General features: G+C 31.0%; 24 protein-coding genes. 22 read left to right on the top strand and 2 right to left on the bottom strand.

What is annotated here, in order from left to right; translation table 11 throughout:
- The first annotated feature begins 57 nt into the window (after positions 1 to 57).
- From EV196_RS05105 to EV196_RS05120, 4 genes are all read left to right on the top strand, one after another.
- A complete protein-coding gene (locus EV196_RS05105) occupies positions 58 to 2,556 on the top strand; it encodes a DUF2339 domain-containing protein (RefSeq protein ID WP_132215630.1) in 2,499 nt (832 codons plus the stop codon).
- Entirely contained in the window at positions 2,549 to 3,769 is a 1,221-nt protein-coding gene (locus tag EV196_RS05110) for a hypothetical protein (protein ID WP_132215633.1), read from the top strand. The genes EV196_RS05105 and EV196_RS05110 overlap by 8 nt, the downstream gene beginning before the upstream one ends.
- A gap of 126 nt (positions 3,770 to 3,895) precedes the next feature.
- Positions 3,896 to 4,321 carry a hypothetical protein gene (locus tag EV196_RS05115; protein WP_132215636.1) on the top strand — a complete coding sequence of 142 codons (426 nt, stop codon included), beginning with the start codon at positions 3,896 to 3,898 and terminating at the stop codon, positions 4,319 to 4,321.
- Positions 4,311 to 4,511, top strand: coding sequence for a helix-turn-helix transcriptional regulator (locus tag EV196_RS05120; RefSeq protein ID WP_132215639.1), 201 nt, complete (start codon positions 4,311 to 4,313; stop codon positions 4,509 to 4,511). The genes EV196_RS05115 and EV196_RS05120 overlap by 11 nt, the downstream gene beginning before the upstream one ends.
- Positions 4,512 to 4,602: 91 nt before the next feature.
- On the opposite strand, the gene EV196_RS05125 is transcribed toward EV196_RS05120, so the two are convergent.
- Both EV196_RS05125 and EV196_RS05130 read right to left on the bottom strand, forming a co-directional pair.
- Positions 4,603 to 5,454, bottom strand: coding sequence for a DUF2911 domain-containing protein (locus tag EV196_RS05125; protein WP_132215642.1), 852 nt, complete (start codon positions 5,452 to 5,454; stop codon positions 4,603 to 4,605).
- A 73-nt stretch (positions 5,455 to 5,527) separates the two neighbouring features.
- Positions 5,528 to 6,241, bottom strand: a complete 714-nt coding sequence (locus EV196_RS05130; RefSeq protein ID WP_132215645.1) for a DUF1003 domain-containing protein — start codon at positions 6,239 to 6,241, stop codon at positions 5,528 to 5,530.
- 102 nt (positions 6,242 to 6,343) lie between these two features.
- Between EV196_RS05130 and EV196_RS05135 the strand changes: the two genes are divergently transcribed.
- The 18 genes from EV196_RS05135 (at position 6,344) to EV196_RS05220 (ending at position 20,025) form a co-directional block, all read left to right on the top strand.
- Positions 6,344 to 7,243: an alpha/beta hydrolase gene (locus tag EV196_RS05135; RefSeq protein WP_132215648.1), complete on the top strand. Its 900-nt coding sequence runs from the start codon at positions 6,344 to 6,346 to the stop codon at positions 7,241 to 7,243.
- Positions 7,244 to 7,374: 131 nt separating this feature from the next.
- Positions 7,375 to 8,031: a TetR family transcriptional regulator C-terminal domain-containing protein gene (locus tag EV196_RS05140; protein ID WP_132215651.1), complete on the top strand. Its 657-nt coding sequence runs from the start codon at positions 7,375 to 7,377 to the stop codon at positions 8,029 to 8,031.
- A gap of 7 nt (positions 8,032 to 8,038) precedes the next feature.
- A complete protein-coding gene (locus EV196_RS05145) occupies positions 8,039 to 9,349 on the top strand; it encodes an ABC1 kinase family protein (protein ID WP_132215654.1) in 1,311 nt (436 codons plus the stop codon).
- Complete coding sequence (locus EV196_RS05150; RefSeq protein ID WP_132215657.1) at positions 9,349 to 9,984, top strand: flavin reductase family protein; 636 nt, start codon at positions 9,349 to 9,351, stop codon at positions 9,982 to 9,984. The genes EV196_RS05145 and EV196_RS05150 overlap by 1 nt, the downstream gene beginning before the upstream one ends.
- A gap of 4 nt (positions 9,985 to 9,988) precedes the next feature.
- Positions 9,989 to 11,413, top strand: coding sequence for an SDR family oxidoreductase (locus tag EV196_RS05155; protein ID WP_132215660.1), 1,425 nt, complete (start codon positions 9,989 to 9,991; stop codon positions 11,411 to 11,413).
- Complete coding sequence (locus EV196_RS05160; protein WP_132215663.1) at positions 11,410 to 11,550, top strand: DUF2256 domain-containing protein; 141 nt, start codon at positions 11,410 to 11,412, stop codon at positions 11,548 to 11,550. Before EV196_RS05155 ends, EV196_RS05160 begins: the two co-directional genes overlap by 4 nt.
- A complete protein-coding gene (locus tag EV196_RS05165) occupies positions 11,520 to 12,815 on the top strand; it encodes a DASH family cryptochrome (RefSeq protein WP_132215666.1) in 1,296 nt (431 codons plus the stop codon). The genes EV196_RS05160 and EV196_RS05165 overlap by 31 nt, the downstream gene beginning before the upstream one ends.
- Positions 12,816 to 12,829: 14 nt before the next feature.
- A complete protein-coding gene (locus tag EV196_RS05170; protein WP_132215669.1) occupies positions 12,830 to 14,362 on the top strand; it encodes a cryptochrome/photolyase family protein in 1,533 nt (510 codons plus the stop codon).
- A complete protein-coding gene (locus EV196_RS05175; RefSeq protein WP_132215672.1) occupies positions 14,352 to 15,833 on the top strand; it encodes a cryptochrome/deoxyribodipyrimidine photo-lyase family protein in 1,482 nt (493 codons plus the stop codon). The genes EV196_RS05170 and EV196_RS05175 overlap by 11 nt, the downstream gene beginning before the upstream one ends.
- Before the next feature lie 111 nt (positions 15,834 to 15,944).
- The gene (locus tag EV196_RS05180; RefSeq protein ID WP_132215675.1) at positions 15,945 to 16,367 is read left to right on the top strand and encodes a hypothetical protein; all 423 of its coding nucleotides are present in this window, start codon (positions 15,945 to 15,947) and stop codon (positions 16,365 to 16,367) included.
- Complete coding sequence (locus EV196_RS05185) at positions 16,364 to 16,645, top strand: TIGR03643 family protein (protein ID WP_132215678.1); 282 nt, start codon at positions 16,364 to 16,366, stop codon at positions 16,643 to 16,645. The genes EV196_RS05180 and EV196_RS05185 overlap by 4 nt, the downstream gene beginning before the upstream one ends.
- 54 nt (positions 16,646 to 16,699) lie before the next feature.
- Positions 16,700 to 17,395 (top strand): GTP cyclohydrolase I FolE, encoded by a 696-nt coding sequence (gene folE, locus EV196_RS05190; RefSeq protein ID WP_132215681.1) that lies wholly within the window; start codon positions 16,700 to 16,702, stop codon positions 17,393 to 17,395.
- A 4-nt stretch (positions 17,396 to 17,399) separates the two neighbouring features.
- Positions 17,400 to 17,630 carry a hypothetical protein gene (locus EV196_RS05195; protein WP_132215685.1) on the top strand — a complete coding sequence of 77 codons (231 nt, stop codon included), beginning with the start codon at positions 17,400 to 17,402 and terminating at the stop codon, positions 17,628 to 17,630.
- Between the two features lie 4 nt (positions 17,631 to 17,634).
- The gene (locus EV196_RS05200) at positions 17,635 to 18,318 is read left to right on the top strand and encodes an SDR family NAD(P)-dependent oxidoreductase (RefSeq protein ID WP_132215688.1); all 684 of its coding nucleotides are present in this window, start codon (positions 17,635 to 17,637) and stop codon (positions 18,316 to 18,318) included.
- 31 nt (positions 18,319 to 18,349) lie between these two features.
- Positions 18,350 to 18,865 carry a glutathione peroxidase gene (locus EV196_RS05205; RefSeq protein WP_394343240.1) on the top strand — a complete coding sequence of 172 codons (516 nt, stop codon included), beginning with the start codon at positions 18,350 to 18,352 and terminating at the stop codon, positions 18,863 to 18,865.
- A gap of 6 nt (positions 18,866 to 18,871) precedes the next feature.
- Positions 18,872 to 19,042, top strand: a complete 171-nt coding sequence (locus EV196_RS05210) for a Lacal_2735 family protein (protein WP_132215694.1) — start codon at positions 18,872 to 18,874, stop codon at positions 19,040 to 19,042.
- A 9-nt stretch (positions 19,043 to 19,051) separates the two neighbouring features.
- Positions 19,052 to 19,513 (top strand): TspO/MBR family protein, encoded by a 462-nt coding sequence (locus tag EV196_RS05215; protein ID WP_132215697.1) that lies wholly within the window; start codon positions 19,052 to 19,054, stop codon positions 19,511 to 19,513.
- Positions 19,514 to 19,563: 50 nt separating this feature from the next.
- Positions 19,564 to 20,025 carry an SRPBCC family protein gene (locus EV196_RS05220; protein ID WP_132215700.1) on the top strand — a complete coding sequence of 154 codons (462 nt, stop codon included), beginning with the start codon at positions 19,564 to 19,566 and terminating at the stop codon, positions 20,023 to 20,025.
- Positions 20,026 to 20,060 lie beyond the last annotated feature (35 nt).

Below are 20,060 nucleotides of genomic sequence, written 5' to 3' on the forward strand. Positions count from 1 at the left end.
ACTTGCTCTTATTTTGTTGAAAAATAGATTATATTTGACCTTCACAAATTAAATATTATGGAGGGTTTTCTACTTATAATTATTCTAATATTACTCGTTATTATTCTTTCTAAAAACGGTTCACATTATAAAGAAATTAATAATTCCATAGATGGCCTCCATCAAAAACTAAATCAACTTAGAAAAGACTTATCTTCTTTAGAAAATTCAAGCGTTAAGGCTAAAGAAGATGTAAAACCAGCTACAAAAGCTGAACCAATAATAATAATAAAACCGGTTGAAGAAAAACCAATTATTATACCTCCAAAACCTATTATTGCAGATGCTATTTCTAAACCTATTCCTGTTCCTAAACCAGCTCCTGCTCCTGAGCCTGTTAAATCTAAAGAACCTGTAATTCCTAAAAAATCTTGGTATGAAACATTTAAGGAAAACAACCCAGATTTAGAAAAGTTTATTGGTGAAAATCTTATTAATAAAATCGGGATTCTGATTTTAGTTTTAGGCATCAGCTTTTTTGTAAAATATGCTATTGACAAAAACTGGATTAATGAATATGCCCGTGTGGGAATTGGTATTTTATGCGGTTCGTTGGTTATGGGAATTGCCCATAAACTCAAAAAAAACTATGCAGCGTTTAGCTCGGTTATGGTTGCTGGTGCCATCAGTATCTTTTATTTTACCATTGCTATTGCGTTTCATGAATACCAGTTGTTTAACCAAACCGTGGCGTTTGTTATCATGGTTGTTATTACTGCGTTTAGTGTGTTAATTTCAGTCGCTTATAACCGGCAAGAATTGGCGGTTCTATCGTTAATTGGTGGTTTTGCAGTACCTTTTATGGTAAGTACGGGTAGTGGCAATTACATGGTATTGTTCACATACATTGCCATTTTAAACATTGGGATTTTAGCCATTTCGTATTTTAAAAAATGGAAAGTTGTTACCATATTATCATTCATCTTTACCACACTACTTTTCTTTTCGTGGGTTGTAAAAGAATTAATGAACGACACTTTACCGCATGCTGGAGCACTTACCTTCGCAACACTTTTCTATTTTATATTTAGCATCATTATTGTGTTAAATAACCTGAGAAACAAAGGTACTTTCTCAATAATTGAATATGGAATTCTTATTGCAAATACTTTCTTTTTCTTCGGAATTGGATTAACCATTATCCACGATTGGGAACTTCAAATAAAAGGTGTTTTCACATTGTCGTTGGCCGTTTATAATTTAGTATATGCCATCATTCTTTATAAAAAATTCGGGTTAGACAAAAATGCCATTTATCTATTAATTGGTTTAACGTTAACTTTTGTAACCTTAACTATTCCAATTCAATTTAAAGGAAATTACATCACGCTATTTTGGGCAGCCGAAGCTGTTTTGTTATTTTGGTTATCTCAAAAATCGAAAATCAATGGCTTTAAATATGGGGCTATTATTGTACAAGGATTAAGTATTATAAGTTTGATGATAGATTGGGTACAGAAATACGATATGTACAATGAAACCACATTGCAAATTATTTTAAACCCCATATTTATTACAGGTATTGTTGTGGTGGCTGCATTAATAGCTACCTATTTTATTATTAAAAAAGAAACCGTTAATTTTAAAGTTTTAGGTTTCGAATTAAACCTTTCACTTTATAAAAACCTGCTTTTAGTGGCGGCAATTGGTATTGGTTATTTAGTTGGTATTCTTGAAATTATTTACCAATCCAATCAATATATTGCCAACCAAGCTTCGGCACTTTCGTTTGCAGTTGCCTATCATTTTGTATTTAGCAGCATATTATTATTTTTTGGGTTAAGAAGTAAAAATATACAATTTACTAAAGTAACCCTACTACTTGCCATGGTTAATATCGTGTTTTACATATTGTTTTTTTATAAGCTCTCTTCCAATGAAATGGCTTCAAATTATAATTTAGAAACCAATTATAACTATGCATTTTTGTTTCATTATGTTATTCTTGCTTGCTTAATTTACTTCGGCATTTCTCTACTAAATCATGCAAAAGAAAAACCTGTTTTTAGCTTTTTACAATCTAAAATCGCCCTTTGGATTTTTGCTTTTGCCATGGTATATGTTTTTAGTAATGAAATTATTGTTCATAGTATAAAATTAACGCCGCAATTAGTTGATGTCACCGAATTGAACACAAATTATCCAACTCAAACTACCAACGATACGTATTACGACGACTACGGCAGAACGAGTTTTATTAATAGCGAATTTAATGATGTAAAACGTCAAATTATTAAAATTGGGTATCCCATTTTGTGGGGTTTTTTATCGTTTGTGTTTTTAATTATAGGTATAAAAAGACAATGGAAACAATTACGAATTATAGCGCTTTCACTTTTAGGAATAACCATTATAAAACTATTTGTTTATGATATTAATAATGTATCAGAAACTGGGAAAATTATAGCATTCATCCTTTTAGGCGTACTTGTTTTAGTGATTTCATTCGTATATCAAAAAATTAAAAAACTAGTAGTAGATACTGATGCTTCTAAAAACCCAGACACCAATGTATAAACATTTTCTTAATATATTTTTATTACTTTCAACAGTAACTTTAGTTTCTCAAAACTTTAAAGGAGCTATTTCTGAAGTAAACCAAGATGGATTTCATAAAATATTGCTTTCGCCAGAAGTTCGTTCAGCTAGCGCATCAAACACCAATTATTTTCGAATTTTAGATGCTAAAGAAAATGAAGTCCCCTATGTATTGTTAAATGATGAAAGTAGCATGCAATCTTCCTATTCGGAATTTAATTTTGAAAATGTTAACAACACAAAAGACTCTGTTACTTCCATTGTTATTGAAAATAAAAACAAACAAAAACTAGACCACTTCACGTTGAAAATCGCCAATACAAAAGTTAAAAAAACATATACGATTAGCGGTAGTAATGATAAAAAAGAATGGTATGGATTGGCTACAAATCAGGTTTTTTATGGGTTGAATGAAGCTGAGAAAACAACTGTTGAACAAACCTTTTCATTTCCTTTAACCGATTATGCTTTTATAAAATTCGATTTCAATAACAAAGAATCGCTACCACTTCAAATTTTAAATGTTGGTGTATATAAAAATCAGTTTTCAACGGTTTCTCAAGTAGAAATAACCGATTTCAAAATAAAGAACACAAACAATAAAAAAAATAAAACAACCCAATTATCCGTCACTTTCGCTATGCCCCAACACATTGAAAGTATGGTTTTCGATATTGAAAATGAAGTTTTTCTGCGTGAAGCAAAAATTTTGGTAAATAAAAACAGAACCATCAAAAAAAGAATAGAAACCTACCAAGAAAACGTTTTTAATTTCGAGTTACATTCTGGTACACATAACACGTTTGAATTACCTTATATTTTTGAAAAAGAAATCGTTATTGAAATTGAAAATAATGATAATCCACCATTAAACATCAAACACTTAAAGTTCTTTCAAAAACCACTTTATGTGATTTGCAATTTGAAAAAGAATGAAGCCTATGAAGCTATTATTGACACCACATTACAAAAACCAATATATGATTTAGTTAATTTTAAAGCCTCGTTTAACACCGATCTACCCGAAGCAGTCATTACTAATTTTAACAAAATAGATACTCAAAATAAAGTTTCGGAAACTAAATCGTTTTGGCAAACAAACGCTTTTATGTGGCTTTGCATTATATTGGCCATTCTAGTTATTAGCTATTTTGCTTTTGGCTTGCTAAAGGATTTAAAGAAACAAAATTAATTTCATCGATCAAACACATGTAAAAGACTGAATAATTTTACTTTAAGTTAATTTTATTTGTCTATATGTAAAGTTTGTTTTACTTTTGATTTATCAATCATTTAAATCAATTTAAAACGAACGGTTATGAAAACAAATTATTTATTACCAAACAAATACAAAGCTTTTGGTTGGTTATTATTTTTGTCAGGAATTATTTTAGGCATATTTCTTCAAGTTTTCGATTCAACAGATGATTTGTTCAATATCGACATTATAAATAATTTTGGATATGAATTTTTGGATGAAATTATTTCAGTCTTAATAGTTATTGGTGGTTTATTAGTAGGTTTTTCAAAGGAAAAAACTGAAGATGAATTTATTCATAAGTTAAGACACGAGTCTTTAGTTTGGGCGATAATTCTAAATTATATAATCCTTCTGTTTACAATAATATTTATTTATGAAGCCAATTTTTTTACCGTTTTAGTTTACAATATGTTTACACCATTAATATTCTTTATTGTGCGCTTTAATTTCTTAAAACTAAAATTGAATAGCGATGAAGAATAATATAAAGGTACAACGCGCTATTTATAATATGACACAAGCAGATTTAGCCGATAAAATTGGTGTAAGTAGGCAAACTATAAATGCTATGGAAAAAAATAAATATGTACCTTCAACCGTACTTTCATTAAAAATAGCACGCCTATTTAAAATTTCAGTAGAAGAAATATTCTTCTTAGAAGATGAAGATTAAAAACGAAAAAGCGCAACCTTAATCTGTTGCGCTTTTTATATATAGTATTATCTAAATTTCTAACAATCTAGAAATCTAATATATGTATAGATTACATACCTCCCCACTCTTTAAGCGAATCGTTATTCATTTTCACATAATCTGCATTTCCAGCTTTTTCAGCAGCTGCCAACGATTTTTTTGCCGCCGCAATAGCACCACTTTTATCGCCCGCTTTAGCATAAATTAAAGACTGCTGTCTTAGTTGCCAGAAAGCCACTTTATCACCAGCGATTGTAATGGCTTTATCAATCCACGTTTTTGCTTGTTTAATATCTTTTCCTTCTTGTAAGTAATAAACAGCAGCAGCGTAATAATCGTTACCTGTTGGTGTTCCATTCATCACATCGTTAATACTGGTAAGCACCATATCATCTGTTGGAACTTCAATTTTTACACCTACATAAACACTTTCCCAAAGCATTCCCAAAACAGCAGAACTACTGGTTAAATCATCAAAAAGCATGGTAAATGTTTCCATTTTTACGGGCATTGGATACACTTCAGCAGTTACCATAGCAACTACTTTAGAGTCATCCCACTCCTTAGGAAGCCCACCATTTGTTGCATCGCTATAAAACACAACGTTCCAGGACGTTTCGTTAGGCGTTGCAAAAATAGCATAAGTACCTGCTTTCACCTCATTATCTCCAATGGTTACATCTGTACTAAACGTGATTTTAGTGTTAGCATTAGCCCCTAAACGCCAAAGTTTCCCGTAAGGCACTAAATTGCCAAAAATAACACGATCTCTCATAGATGGTCTAGAATACTCCAGAGTAATATCGGTTAAACCTACTTTCTGTTCCAATTTACTAAAAGGACTTGGTTGAGGCGTTTTAATTTGTGCATTAACAGACAACGTTGCTGTTATGGTTAATAAAAATAATAGTAGTTTTTTCATTTTCAATAGTTTTAAGTTTTTATAAAATTAATCAATACGGACTTCTAAAATGTTAACAAAAGCTTAAATTAGGCTATTTCTGGTTTTTATTTTCTTTAAGTTGTTTCATAATATCTTCCATCATTTCAACTTGTACTTGCTGAATAGTTAACAATTCTTGCTGTTGGTGAACAATTAAATGGTCTATTTTTTCGTGTAACATTCTAATTTCCAATTCCGATTTTAAATTCACCATGTAATCTTGTTTAGAACGTTCTCTGTCTTTTTCTTCTTGCCTGTTCTGACTCATCATTATCACAGGCGCTTGTAAAGCTGCTAAACATGACAGAATAAGATTCAAAAGGATAAATGGGTACGGATCAAACCCTTTATTCAATAAAAAAATAATATTAGAACCAATCCAAACAAAAATAAAGAGTCCAAACATTATTATAAATTTCCAGCTCCCGCCAAACGACGCAATTTTGTCTGCCAATCGTTGTCCAAAAGTAAAATTTGAAGTGTCATTTTCAATATCAATTTTACTCGAAATAATTTCATGGTTTTGCAAGGTTTTCAAAACATCTGCTTCCAAATCATTTAATTCCCCTACTTCTTGCATTAAATATTCTGCAATATATTTTTGCCGGTATTGGTTTAACTCTACTACAGCAATTAAACTTTTGGAGTTAAAATCGGGGTGTTCTTTCTTTATTAATTCAAAAATGGATTTTCTTATTGTTTTAGCATGTACTTTTTCACTCTCTGTAAATTCTGTTTTAGAAATACTACTTACAAATGTTTTCATAAACTTAAATTAATTGGTTATTAGTGTTTCGTAGATGTTAATTTAACACTTACATTTGCCAAAATTTTAGGCTCCAAATATTATTTATTTTTTTAAGACTATATGATTCAAAAGGTAATAACAATTTTTATATTATTTTATTCTTTTAATGCAATTTCTCAAACAAGATATCTTGATAGGGTTTTTGATAGCATTTCTTCTAAAACATACACGTATTCCATAAGAGATAAAGACACCTTAAAATTGGACCTTTACCAACCTGTAAATGATTCGATACTTGACAGACCGCTTTTTGTAATAATACATGGTGGTGGTTTTATGAACGGTGAAAGAAATGATGGTTCTACAATTTATTTAGCTGAAAATGTAGCAAAAAAAGGGTTTGTTGTAGCTTCCGTTGATTATAGATTAGTAAAGAAAAAACTTATTAATTGTAGTTATCCAGCAAAAGATAAACTAAAAGCATTTTCTAATGGTGCTGAAGATTTACTAAATGCTATACAATATCTAGTTAAATATAAAAACGCTTTTTTAATAGATGGAAGCAAAATAGTGCTATTTGGTGTTAGCGCAGGTGGTGAAACAGCATTAAATATTGTTTACAACAGGGAATTACTAATAAAAAACAAAGAACTCTATAAAAATATTAAGCCAGCAGCAGTCATTTCACTTTCTGGTGCCGTAATTAAACCAGAATTAATAATCAAAGAAAATGCGATACCTACCGTCATGTATCATGGGGTTAACGATAAGGTAGTGCCTTACGACACCAGTGCGCATCAATCGTGTTTGCCTACGGCTCCTGGTTTTTTGTTGCTAAGCGGTTCTAAAATTATTTCTGAAAAATTAGAAACTTTCAACACCAGTTTTTTACTATATAGCTACCTGAATAAAGGTCACGACATTTTTAACTTACCTATGGACGATTTCTATCAAGCTTTTGTTTTCTTAAACAAAACGGTTTTTAACAATAAATTTTACCAAGCAAAAATTACTCAATAACACTAAATAACACAAGTAAACCTATTTTCTCTGTTGTTATCTATCTGAAATTCTTGTAATAAGTTAAATTTTGTTTAATCTTTACAAAATAAGGTTAAACATTTTGTATATTTGCTATATAATTCAATATCATGGCAAAAAAGAAGACTATTACAAGCAACGACATAATTTCATTTTACATGGATTATGTCTTAGAACATAATGAAAATCCGAAATCGGTTTATGCTTTTGCTAAAGCAAACAATTTCGAAGAAGCTAAATTTTACGAACATTTCGGTTCTTTTGAAGCTGTAGAGAAATTCATTTTTAAAGCATTTTTTGATAATACTCTTTCTGCATTAATCAACAATGAAGAATATCAATCATTTGATGCTAGAAACAAGCTATTAAGTTTCTACTTTACATTCTTTGAAAATTTAACAGCCAACAGAAGTTATGTTGTTTACGCTTTACATAAGCATAAAAACAGCATGAAAGGGTTATCGCTACTCTCTGAACTTAAAAAAAGTTTCACAAATTACATTCAAAATTTAGGTATTGAAACCATCGATTTAAAACAAGAACAGCTAGAAAAAATTCAAAATAAAGCCATTCAAGAATCTGGATGGGTACAATTACTTTTAACCCTAAAGTTTTGGTTGGACGACACCTCTGCTTCTTTTGAAAAAACTGATATTTTTATTGAAAAATCGGTAAATACCTGTTTTGATGTATTAAATATTGCACCACTAAAAAGTGTAATTGACTTTGGAAAATTCATTTTCAAAGAAAAAATGCACATGAAATAATATATATATGAAAACAATCGATTCTATTCCTGTTTCAAAAATACATCGTGCCTCAAAGTTAGTTTCTACGGGTGCTAAAGTTGGCGTCAATTATTTAAAATATTATGGTGATAAATTAACCAAAACAGAAACCGAAGCCAGAGCTACTTTAAACGAAAGCAATGCTGAAGACATTTATGATGGCCTAAAGCAACTTAAAGGAAGTGCTTTAAAAGTAGCACAAATGCTAAGCATGGAAAAAAGCATTATGCCACAGGCTTATGTTGAAAAATTTTCGTTGGCACAATTTTCTGTTCCGCCATTATCTCCGCCATTAGTATTAAAAACGTTTAAGAATTATTTTGGTAAACAACCAAATGAATTATATGATTCCTTCAACACAACTTCTGTAAATGCTGCTAGTATAGGTCAGGTACATGTAGCAACTAAAAATGGGAAAAAACTTGCTGTGAAAATCCAATACCCAGGAGTTGCACAAAGTATTGCATCCGATTTGGCTCTGGTTAAGCCTATTGCTATGAAAATGTTTAATATCAAGGGAAAAGACTCGGATAAATACTTTAAAGAAGTTGAAGGAAAATTAATTGAGGAAACAAATTACATATTGGAAATGAAGCAAAGCAAAGAGATATCTCTAGCTTGTAAGCACATTTCTAACCTTTTGTTTCCTCAATATTATGAAGAATTATCATCGGATAGAATTATTACTATGGATTACATGGAAGGTGAACACCTTTCAGAATTTACCGCCTATAACACCAACCAAGATACTGCCAATAAATTAGGGCAAGCACTTTGGGATTTTTATATGTTTCAAATTCATAAGCTAAAAAAGGTACATGCCGATCCGCATCCGGGGAATTTTTTAGTATCTAAAAAAGGTGAATTAATTGCCTTAGATTTTGGTTGTATGAAAATAATTCCTAATGATTTTTACGTTCCTTATTTTGAATTGGCCAAACCAGAAAACTTATCAAATCACAAATATTTTGTATCTAAGTTATATGAATTAGAAATTCTTCGGGAAGATGATTCTAAAGAAGAATTAGACTTTTTCACAGAGATGTTTTATGAATTATTGAGCTTATTCACGCAGCCTTTTCAAGTGGAAACCTTCGATTTCTCTGACTCAAATTTCTTTGGAAAAATAGCCGACTTAGGGCAACGTTATTCAAAAAATACCGAGTTACGCAAAATGAATGGTAACCGCGGTTCTAAACATTTTATTTATATGAATCGAACCTTTTTTGGCTTATATAATTTAATGTTCGATTTAAAGGCAAAAGACATCAAAATCAATAATTTTAAAAATTTATAATGCCACATTTTAATAAAAACGATATTCAGCAATTAGAACATTTATATAAAATAAATCTTGTAAATAGTTGTTCTGGGTATAAATCGGCTAATTTAATTGGCACAAAATCATCAAAAGGAATTAGTAATGTTGCTATTTTTAGTTCTGTCACCCACATTGGTTCTAGCCCTGCTATGTTTGGCTTTTTTTTAAGACCAACTACGGTGATTAGAAATACGTATGATAATATAAAGGAAACGGGTTATTTTACTATAAATCACATACACGAGTCCATTATTGAAGATGCGCATCATACCTCTGCGAAATACGAATCGAACACATCTGAGTTTGATGTAACGAATTTAGAAGAAGTATATAAAAATGATTTTTGGGCACCATTTGTAAATGGATCTCCTGTACAAATGGCGATGAAATATGTTGAAGAATACCCCATTCAAGCGAATGGAACCATATTAGTTATAGGTGAAATTATAGATTTACATATTGAAGATGATTTATTGGAAGACGATGGTTTTGTAAACCTTTCAAAAGCAAAAACTGTAGCTATAAATGGGTTAGATGGTTATACGCTTCCTAAATTAAAAACACGGTTAGAATATCAAAGACCAAAAAAAATATCTGAAATTAAAACATAAAAAAATGAAAATTCTAATTACAGGCGCTACAGGATATATCGGTAAACGACTTATACCCATACTTATTAACGAAGGTCATCATGTAGTTTGCGCTGTAAGAGATGCTTTAAGGGCAGATAAAACCTATTTGGACGATGAACATATTAGCATTGTTGAGGCCGATTTTTTAAAACCCGAAACTTTAATTAACATTCCAAAAGACATTGATGTTGCTTACTATCTTATACATTCTATGTCTAACACCTCAAAAGATTTTGAAAAGTTAGAAGCAAAATGTGCCGAGAATTTTAAATCCTATTTTGAAGATTCCAAATTAAAACAAACCATTTATTTAAGTGGCATTACCAACGAAGAAGACCTATCAAAACATTTACAGTCTAGAAAAAACGTTGAAGATTTATTAGCATCAAACACCTATGCGCTTACTGTATTTAAAGCGGGTATTATTGTAGGTTCTGGGAGTTCTTCTTTTGAAATTATTCGCGATTTGGTTGAAAAATTACCCGTAATGGTTGCTCCCAAATGGTTGAATACCAAAACCCAACCATTGGCTGTTCGAGATGTTTTAGCTTTTCTTTCAAAAGCAAAAGGGAACGAAATGCTTTATAATAAATCTTATGATATTTTTGGACCTGAAGTCCTAACCTACAAGCAAATGTTACTACAATTTGCCAAAATTAGAGGTTTAAAACGCTACATTTTAACAGTTCCGGTAATGACCCCAAAACTGTCATCCTATTGGCTTTATTTTGTTACTTCAACATCATATAAATTAGCATCAACCCTCGTGGATAGTATGGGTGTTGAAATTGTTGGAAACCCTAGTGATATTAATAACATTCTAAAAGTAGATCCTTTAACATATACGGAAGCTGTAAAATTGGCTTTTGAAAAAATTGAACAAAATAGCATTGTTTCAAGTTGGAAAGATTCTATGATAAGCAGCGGACGTTTAAAAAATAGCCTTCATAAATATATTAACGTTCCTAAATACGGTTGTTTTAAAGATTACAAACAACGAACTATTGTAGACGAAACTTTCACTATTAACAGAATTTGGTCTATTGGAGGTTCTACAGGTTGGTATTACGGTAATGTTTTATGGAAAGTTAGAGGTTATCTCGATAAACTATTTGGAGGCATTGGATTAAGACGTGGAAGAACACATAATTCCGATTTAAATGCTGGTGATGCTCTCGATTTTTGGCGTGTCATATTTAGTGACAAAAAAGAGAAAAAATTATTGCTTTATGCTGAAATGAAACTTCCTGGTGAAGCGTGGTTAGAATTTAAAATTGAAGATGGTCTATTAAAACAAACCGCCACATTTAGACCTCGAGGATTGGCAGGTAGATTGTATTGGTATAGTGTTTTACCTTTTCATGGGCTTATTTTTAAAGGTATGATAAATAAGCTGATTAGTATTTGAAAAAACAACATTTACCAGAAAAAATATGTCCTGTTTGCAATAAGCCTTTTACTTGGCGAAAAAAATGGGAATTAAATTGGATTGACGTTAAATATTGTAGTGAAAAATGCAGGAGAAACAAAACAAAACGGCTTTAGTATGGTTTAAAAACAATTTACGTGTTCGTGATAATAGTGCTTTATATGAAGCTAGCTCCAAACATGAAAATTGTATTGCCATTTATTGTTTTGATCCTAGAGATTTTGAATTAACTGAATATGGTTTTAAAAAAACTGAGAAGTATAGAGCTCAGTTTTTAATTCAATCGGTTTTAAATTTAAAATCAAATTTAGCCAATTTAAACATTAATTTACTTACATATTTTAAAAAGCCAGAAGACATTATTCCGATTTTAGTTTCAAAATATAATATTGAAACTATTTACACTCAAAAAGAATGGACTCCAGAGGAAGTCAATGTTTTACAAAATGTAAAGAATAATCTCCCAAATACCATTTCAATTATTGAAAATTATGATCAGTTTTTGTATCATCCAGATGATATTAAAATGGATATTAATCAAATTCCAGAAGTCTTCACCAATTTCAGAAAGCATCTAGAAAAAAACTGTTTGGTGCGTAAAGATGCTTTGTCTACAAGAGCAAATCAAGATATTATCCAAATAAAACAAACTACCGTTCCAACTTTACAGGATTTAGGATTCGAAGCATTTAAAATGCATACAAAAACAGCCTTTCCATTTTTAGGCGGTGAAGAAAATGCTTTGAAGCGATTGAGAAACTATTTTTTTGAAACCAATAAATTAGGCGTTTATAAAAAAACTCGCAACGGGTTAATTGGTGCCGATTTTAGTTCCAAATTCTCGCCTTGGTTAGCCAATGGTAGCCTTTCCGCACGAACTATTTATTGGGAAGTAAAACAATTCGAAAAAGAACATTACAATAATGACTCTACCTATTGGCTTGTTTTTGAACTTATTTGGAGGGATTATTTTAAGTACATTTCACTCAAACATGGCCATAATATTTTTAAAATTCATGGCATTCTCAACAGAAAATATCATTGGAATGTAGACCAAATTCATATTAACAATTGGATAAATGGCACCACTACTGAACCATTTGTAAATGCTAACATGATAGAGCTGAAAAAAACAGGTTGGATGAGCAATAGAGGCAGACAAAATGTAGCGTCCTTTTTTGCTAAAGAACTAGAAATAGATTGGCGCATTGGCGCTGCTTATTTTGAAGCTATGCTTATTGATTATGATGTACATAGCAATTACGGAAACTGGATGTACGTTTCCGGGGTTGGTAATGACCCCAGAGACCGAAAATTCAATATAAAACTACAAGCCGAACGGTATGACCCAAAAGGGAAATTTCAAAATATTTGGCTTTAAAACACACTTTTTGAATGAAAACTTTACGACTCATATTAGGCGACCAACTCAACATAAAACATTCGTGGTTTAAAAACACGGATGATGATGTTTTGTATTGCCTGTTTGAAATGCGCCAGGAAACAGATTATGTGAATCATCATATTCAAAAAGTAATAGGTTTTTTTGCTGCCATGCGTCAATTTTCAGACGATTTAAAAAACAAAAACCATAAGGTAATTTATTTCAAAATTAATGATTCAGAAAACACGCAAAGTCTTACCCAAAATATTGAAAAACTTATATCAAAATACAACATCAAAACCTTTGAATATCAACAACCTGATGAATACCGTCTTGATAAACAACTAAGCGATTTCTGTAAAGCGTTAAACATTGATTCTGAAGTCTACGCTTCAGAACATTTTTACACAAAACGCAACGAGTTATCTGAGTTTTTTAAAGGTAAAAAACAATATCTCATGGAAAATTTTTATCGTTCCATGAGAAAAAAACACGACATATTAATGGTTGCCAATCAACCACAAGGCGGCAAGTGGAATTATGATAAAAGCAATAGAAATAAGTGGAAAGGTGAAGCAGATATTCCAGAATTCATAAATTTCGAAAATAACGTATCTGAAATTTTAAATGATATTAAAAAGACAAACATTCAAACCATTGGAACTTTTGAAAGTGACACATTCCAATACCCTATTTCACGCGTTCAAAGTTTACAACAATTAAAATATTTCTGCGAACATTTACTAGTTCATTTTGGCGATTATCAAGATGCCATGCACACAAATGAAACTTATTTATTTCACTCTAGGCTATCATTTGCTTTAAATACAAAGCTAATTTCACCTAAAGATGTCGTAAAAACTGTTTTAAACTATTATGAAGCAAACCAAGAAAGCATTCATATTTCACAAGTAGAAGGTTTTGTTAGACAAATAATTGGTTGGCGAGAATACATGCGTGGTATGTATTGGGCACTCATGCCAGATTACAAAAAAATAAATACACTAGAAAACACTAATAAACTCGCAAACTTTTTCTGGACTGGAAACACTAAAATGAATTGCTTAAAACATGCCATAACCAATAGTTTAAATAATGGGTATGCACACCATATACAACGCCTCATGATCACAGGTAATTATGCACTTTTAACTCAAACAAATCCTGATGAAGTTGATGCTTGGTACTTGGGCGTGTATGTAGATGCTGTAGAATGGGTGCAACTTACCAATACAAGAGGCATGAGTCAATTTGCTGATGGCGGCAAAATTGCAACAAAACCCTATGTTTCATCAGGATCATACATACACAAAATGAGTAATTATTGCGATGGATGCCATTACGATAAAAACAAAAAGACAGAAGATAACGCTTGCCCTTTCAACAGTTTGTATTGGAATTTTTTAGACGACAAACGTGCTTTTTTAAGTGACAATTTTAGAATGACCATGATGTACAGTGTTTTAAACAAAATGAAACCTGAGGAATTACATAAACTAAAAAAAAAGGCAAAACACATTATAGAACATCAAGATGAATACTAACAAGCCCCATGTAAATATTGTTTGGTTAAAACGCGATTTACGCTTAGAAGATAACGAAGCTATTTTTAATGCTTTAGCTACTAAAAGAAACGTGCTTTTGGTATATGTATTTGAAAAATTACTTATAAATGATCCGCACTATAGCCAACGGCATTGGGATTTCATAAAACAATCGTTAGTTGATTTAAATGATAGATTGAAAAAACACAACTCGAAAGTACTTGTTGTAGAATCAGATATTATTGCCACAATTAACCAATTACTTACTAAATATAAGATATCCGATATTTATTCACATCAAGAAACAGGCATTTTAGTAACTTATAATAGAGACAAAGAATTTACACGATTTTGCAAAAATAATTTTATAGTATGGCATGAAAACATTCATAATGGTGTACAAAGAGGCTTAAAAAACAGAATCGATTGGATAGAAAAATGTAATGCCTATTTTGAGATTGAACCCTTAAAATTCAATCCAGATTACAATCAATTAATAAGCATTGAAGATGTTAATACACTAGAAACATTATTTAGAAACCATTCTCTAGATACAAATCCTAATTCACCTTTTCAAAAAGGAGGAAGAACTATGGCTTTAAAATATCTAGATTCCTTTTTTGCTAAACGTTATGAAAACTACATGTTGCATATTTCAAAACCTGAATTAGCAAGAACAGGTTGCAGCAGGATATCACCTTATATTGCCTGGGGAAACCTGTCAGTCAGAGAAGTGTATCATAGAGCTTATCACTTAAAAAAAATATCACCTCACAAAAAATCCCTAGAAGCCTTTATGTCAAGGTTGCGCTGGCAAGGACATTTTATACAAAAATTTGAAATGGAGCACACCATGGAAGAAGCCAGTATAAATAAAGGATTTCATAAACTAAAAAAAAGCATTTCTAATAACTACCAAGAGGCTTGGAAAAGTGGAAAAACAGGCTTTCCTATCATAGACGCTTGCATGCGGTGCTTGAATGAAACCGGGTACCTTAATTTTAGAATGCGAGCGTTAGTTGTTTCCTTTTTTACACATAATTTATGGCAACCTTGGCAAGAGGCTACTACACACCTATCCCAAATGTTTCTAGATTTCGAACCTGGCATTCATTTCCCTCAACTACAAATGCAAGCAGGAGAAACGGGTACCAATATGTTACGCATATACAACCCTGTTAAGAATAGCTACGAACATGATCCCGAAGCTAACTTTATAAAAAAGTGGGTACCAGAACTAAGACGATTAAATACGCCATTTGCACACGAGCCATATTTAATGACAGAGATGGAACAAGGATTGTATGACTTTAAATTAGGTGTAGATTACCCGAATCCTATTGTAAATCTAGATAAAACAAGAAAGAAAGCCAGTGATACGCTATGGGAATTACGAAACAATATCACTGTAAAAAAAGAAGCCAAACGTATTTTAAACAAGCACACACTTCCTAATAGAAAACTGTCTTAAAAATTATAGTAATAAGATCCAAAATATAGCTTCCAGTACAAGATGTTAATTTTTGTTTAATATTTTAACTAATAAGTTAAACAAATAAATATTTTTGCATATCTTTACTGTATGCTATTGGATACCACACATTCTAACAAAGAACATGACAAACTAATTAATGATTTGGTTGGTAAACCTTTCTCTTTTTTACAATCGCTAAGAATGAAAGGTATCGGTTCAAAACGAATGATTATTGAAGATGTAAGTCCGAACATGACATTATATCTTAATACAGTTTCCGATGTTAATTACGCAAATTTAGAATTACGTCCCATTGGCATTTTAGTATTAATTAATAAAGGTTTAAAAAATTATACTTGGGTAATCCCCTACTATCAATTAGTTATTTACAAAACAAATGGTAGTAGTATTCATGCTCAAGGCCGTTTTATTCATTTTAGAAACAATAAAACGTTTAAAGAGAACAAATCGTTTTTTGATAAACTTTTAGATTTGAAAATACAGTACCAATCTCAATATAGTTTTTTATGAATTTAATGACATATTCTGAAACAGATATTGATAGAATTATTGAAATGGCCTGGGAAGATCGCACTCCTTTTGAAGCCATAACAATTCAATTCAACCTTAAAGAACAAGACATTATAGCATTGATGCGAAAAGAAATGAAACCTAGCAGTTTCAAAATGTGGCGAAAACGTGTTCAAGGAAGAAAAACTAAGCATGAAAAATTAAGAAACTTTGAAAAAGGCCGATTTAAATGTTCAAGACAGAAACAAATAACACATAACTCAATTTCAAAACGATAACGTTGCTTTGTTTTATGAGATGAGTACATAAAAACAACACATAAAAAAGACATTATGATTAAAGAAGCAGTAGTAAACAAAAAAAATGGTCACAACTTAAACGTTTTTTCGTTTGAAGATATTGGAGACGATCACATATATACTGGTTTAGAAACTCCCATGAAAAAGGATGCTTTTAAACGCTCTGATACCGAAAAGAAACAAAGAATTGCTTTATTGTTCGAAGAAATTATGGACGTTATGGGGTTGGACCTAACCGACGATTCTTTAAAAGGAACTCCAGAGCGTGTAGCAAAAATGTACATAGATGAAATTTTCTCTGGTTTAAACCAAGCGAACAAACCAAAAATAGCATTGTTTGATAATAAGTATCAATACAATCAAATGTTGGTTGAGAAGAATATTTCTTTTTATTCTAATTGCGAACACCATTTTGTACCTATTTATGGTAAAGCACATGTGGCATACATTTCATCTGGAAAAGTGATTGGACTTTCTAAATTAAATAGAATTGTTCAATATTATTCCAAACGCCCGCAAGTACAGGAACGTTTAACCAATCAAATTGCAGAAGATTTAAAAAATATTTTAGAAACTGAAGATGTTGCCGTTATTATAGACGCCAAACATTTATGTGTATCATCACGAGGCATTAAAGATGAATCATCTGCAACAGTTACATCCTATTACGGAGGTCAATTTAACAACGCATCAAAAATAGCAGAATTACAAAATTATTTAAAAGATTAAAACCATGGATATTATTAACGAAGCATTAGAATTCGAACAAACAAAATTTAAATCGCTTTCTACAAGCGACAGAGTTGAAATTTCTAGAAAGGCAAAAGCTTTAATTTTGGCTTTAAATGAAATTTACAAGCAAAAAAAAGATGATAAGATAATGGATATCATGAAACGTTTAACAGCTATAAAGCGTAAAGTTGAAAAAAGATTACATGGAAGAAGTTTAATTGCCAATATATAACATAATGAAGACCATTGTAATAGTTGGAGGGAGTAAAGGCATAGGACATGCTATTGTTGAAAATTTAGTAGATACACATAAAATTATAAATATTAGTAGGTCTGCACCAGAAAAAAATCATACTAATATGACACATTATAATTGTGACATTTTAGCAGATGAACTGCCTGAAATAGATACGATAGACAGCCTAATTTATTGCCCAGGAAGCATCAATTTAAAACCATTTTCACGATTAAGTTTAGATGAATTTCGTGAAGATTTTGAAATTAATGTACTTGGTGCAGTAAAAACCATTCAAAAGTATATTGAGGTTCTTAAAAAAGCTAATAAACCCTCTATTTTACTATTTAGTACGGTGGCGTCAAAATTAGGGATGCCTTACCATGCTAGTATTGCCACGGCAAAATCGGGAGTAGAAGGTTTGGTAAAATCTTTAGGAGCAGAATTTGCTCCTACTATTAGAATAAATGCCATTGCACCAACGGTTACAAACACGCAATTAGCTTCAAAATTGTTACGAAATGATAAAATGATAGATGCCATTACTGAACGTCATCCTCTTAAAAAAATATTAAATCCGGACGAAGTTGCAGAAATGGCTGTATTTTTAATATCAGACAAAGCAACTTCCATATCTGGTCAAATTTTCGAGATGGATTGTGGTATTGTTTCTTTCAAAATATAAACACATGAAAAAACTAATCTTATTAAGTCTTATGTTCTCCATATTCTCAAAATCGAAAGCACAAACAAGTCCTTCAGAATCTATTTATAACATCAAAATAAATAGTTTACAGGAAGAACCCATCGATTTATCTCAATTTAAAAATAAATACATACTATTTGTTAATGTAGCATCAAAATGTGGCTTCACGGGGCAATATGACGATTTGCAAAAATTACATGAAACTTACCAAGATAAATTAGTTGTTATAGGTGTTCCTTGTAATCAATTTGGTGGTCAAGAACCTGGAACTTTTAAAGAAATTGAAACTTTTTGTAAGCAAAATTATGGTGTTACGTTTTTAATGACTGAAAAGGTGGATGTTAAAGGCAATAACCAGCATCCACTCTACCAATGGCTTACAAAACAATCCAAAAACGGAAAAACCGATTCTTCTGTTAAGTGGAATTTTCAAAAATATTTAGTAGGAAAAAATGGAGAATTAATCGATTATTATTTTTCTGTTACAAATCCGTTAAACGATAAAATTATTAATCATTTAAAATAAAAAGATATGTTTAATTTATTTAGAAAAAAATCTGAAATTGAAAAATTAGAATCTAATTTTAAAAAGTTAATGAGAGAATGGCACGATTTATCTAGTGTAAACAGAAAACTTAGTGATGAGAAATATGCTTTGGCTCAAGCTTTAATACCTAGAATTGAACAATTAAAAAATAAATAATACATACACATGAAACTTATTAAACTAATAATCATTTTTTTGATTATTAACTTTTCAGCCTTAGGTATTGGTAGTTGGCTCATGAATAATGGTCCACAAAGTGAATGGTATACCTCGCTTAACCAAGCACCTTGGACGCCTCCAGGTTGGGTTTTTGGAGTTGCATGGACAACAATTATGATATTATTTTCCATTTACATGGCATACTTGTATTTAAAAATGCCGACAAATAAAGTTAAAATTTTATTTTCAGTACAATTCATTTTAAACGTCAGTTGGAACTACATTTTTTTCAATCAGCATCTAGTTAGTTTGGGATTAATGGTTATTGTAGCATTGACTATTTTAATAGCCATTTTTATGTTTTCATTTAAAAATGATTTAAAAGCAAAAACACTTTTAATACTGCCATATTTTATTTGGTTATGCATAGCAACATCACTAAATGCTTATATTTTAATCAATAATTAGATTCCCACCTGATATCTATCGGGATTCAAGGGAATGAAATCAAACACTCCATGAAAATATATACGCTTCATAAAAAGCAAAATCTTCCAATTACATTACAACAAGCATGGGATTTTTTATCAGATCCAGGGAATTTAAAAGTAATAACACCAGATTATATGGGTTTTCACATTCTATCGGGTGCAGACAGACCTATGTTTGCTGGACAAATAATTCAATACATAGTAACACCTGTTTTGGGTATTAAAACAAAGTGGGTAACCGAAATTACACATGTTATTGATAAACATTATTTTGTTGATGAGCAACGTTTTGGACCCTATGCCCTTTGGCACCATAAACACTTTATAAAAGAAATTGATGGTGGTGTAGAAATGGAAGATATTATAGATTATAAAGTGCCTTTTGGCATATTAGGTCAAATGGTACATCCTATTTTAGTGAAACCAAAATTGGAGGAAATTTTTAATTACAGGACTAAAAAGCTTGAAGAACTCTTTGGTAAATACTAAATGAAACGAGCATGTTAAAATTTTTATAACACAAC

This window comes from Mariniflexile fucanivorans, assembly GCF_004341235.1.
Lineage (GTDB): Bacteria > Bacteroidota > Bacteroidia > Flavobacteriales > Flavobacteriaceae > Mariniflexile > Mariniflexile fucanivorans.

What these genes read in the sequence shown, in the direction of transcription:
- EV196_RS05105 (WP_132215630.1), top strand. Translation starts at nt 58, where the DNA reads ATGGAGGGTTTTCTACTTATAATTATTCTAATATTACTCGTTATTATT.
- EV196_RS05110 (WP_132215633.1), top strand. Translation starts at nt 2,549, where the DNA reads ATGTATAAACATTTTCTTAATATATTTTTATTACTTTCAACAGTAACT.
- EV196_RS05115 (WP_132215636.1), top strand. Translation starts at nt 3,896, where the DNA reads ATGAAAACAAATTATTTATTACCAAACAAATACAAAGCTTTTGGTTGG.
- EV196_RS05120 (WP_132215639.1), top strand. Translation starts at nt 4,311, where the DNA reads ATGAAGAATAATATAAAGGTACAACGCGCTATTTATAATATGACACAA.
- EV196_RS05125 (WP_132215642.1), bottom strand. Translation starts at nt 5,454, where the DNA reads ATGAAAAAACTACTATTATTTTTATTAACCATAACAGCAACGTTGTCT.
- EV196_RS05130 (WP_132215645.1), bottom strand. Translation starts at nt 6,241, where the DNA reads ATGAAAACATTTGTAAGTAGTATTTCTAAAACAGAATTTACAGAGAGT.
- EV196_RS05135 (WP_132215648.1), top strand. Translation starts at nt 6,344, where the DNA reads ATGATTCAAAAGGTAATAACAATTTTTATATTATTTTATTCTTTTAAT.
- EV196_RS05140 (WP_132215651.1), top strand. Translation starts at nt 7,375, where the DNA reads ATGGCAAAAAAGAAGACTATTACAAGCAACGACATAATTTCATTTTAC.
- EV196_RS05145 (WP_132215654.1), top strand. Translation starts at nt 8,039, where the DNA reads ATGAAAACAATCGATTCTATTCCTGTTTCAAAAATACATCGTGCCTCA.
- EV196_RS05150 (WP_132215657.1), top strand. Translation starts at nt 9,349, where the DNA reads ATGCCACATTTTAATAAAAACGATATTCAGCAATTAGAACATTTATAT.
- EV196_RS05155 (WP_132215660.1), top strand. Translation starts at nt 9,989, where the DNA reads ATGAAAATTCTAATTACAGGCGCTACAGGATATATCGGTAAACGACTT.
- EV196_RS05165 (WP_132215666.1), top strand. Translation starts at nt 11,520, where the DNA reads ATGCAGGAGAAACAAAACAAAACGGCTTTAGTATGGTTTAAAAACAAT.
- EV196_RS05170 (WP_132215669.1), top strand. Translation starts at nt 12,830, where the DNA reads ATGAAAACTTTACGACTCATATTAGGCGACCAACTCAACATAAAACAT.
- EV196_RS05175 (WP_132215672.1), top strand. Translation starts at nt 14,352, where the DNA reads ATGAATACTAACAAGCCCCATGTAAATATTGTTTGGTTAAAACGCGAT.
- EV196_RS05180 (WP_132215675.1), top strand. Translation starts at nt 15,945, where the DNA reads ATGCTATTGGATACCACACATTCTAACAAAGAACATGACAAACTAATT.
- EV196_RS05185 (WP_132215678.1), top strand. Translation starts at nt 16,364, where the DNA reads ATGAATTTAATGACATATTCTGAAACAGATATTGATAGAATTATTGAA.
- folE (WP_132215681.1), top strand. Translation starts at nt 16,700, where the DNA reads ATGATTAAAGAAGCAGTAGTAAACAAAAAAAATGGTCACAACTTAAAC.
- EV196_RS05195 (WP_132215685.1), top strand. Translation starts at nt 17,400, where the DNA reads ATGGATATTATTAACGAAGCATTAGAATTCGAACAAACAAAATTTAAA.
- EV196_RS05200 (WP_132215688.1), top strand. Translation starts at nt 17,635, where the DNA reads ATGAAGACCATTGTAATAGTTGGAGGGAGTAAAGGCATAGGACATGCT.
- EV196_RS05205 (WP_394343240.1), top strand. Translation starts at nt 18,350, where the DNA reads ATGTTCTCCATATTCTCAAAATCGAAAGCACAAACAAGTCCTTCAGAA.
- EV196_RS05210 (WP_132215694.1), top strand. Translation starts at nt 18,872, where the DNA reads ATGTTTAATTTATTTAGAAAAAAATCTGAAATTGAAAAATTAGAATCT.
- EV196_RS05215 (WP_132215697.1), top strand. Translation starts at nt 19,052, where the DNA reads ATGAAACTTATTAAACTAATAATCATTTTTTTGATTATTAACTTTTCA.
- EV196_RS05220 (WP_132215700.1), top strand. Translation starts at nt 19,564, where the DNA reads ATGAAAATATATACGCTTCATAAAAAGCAAAATCTTCCAATTACATTA.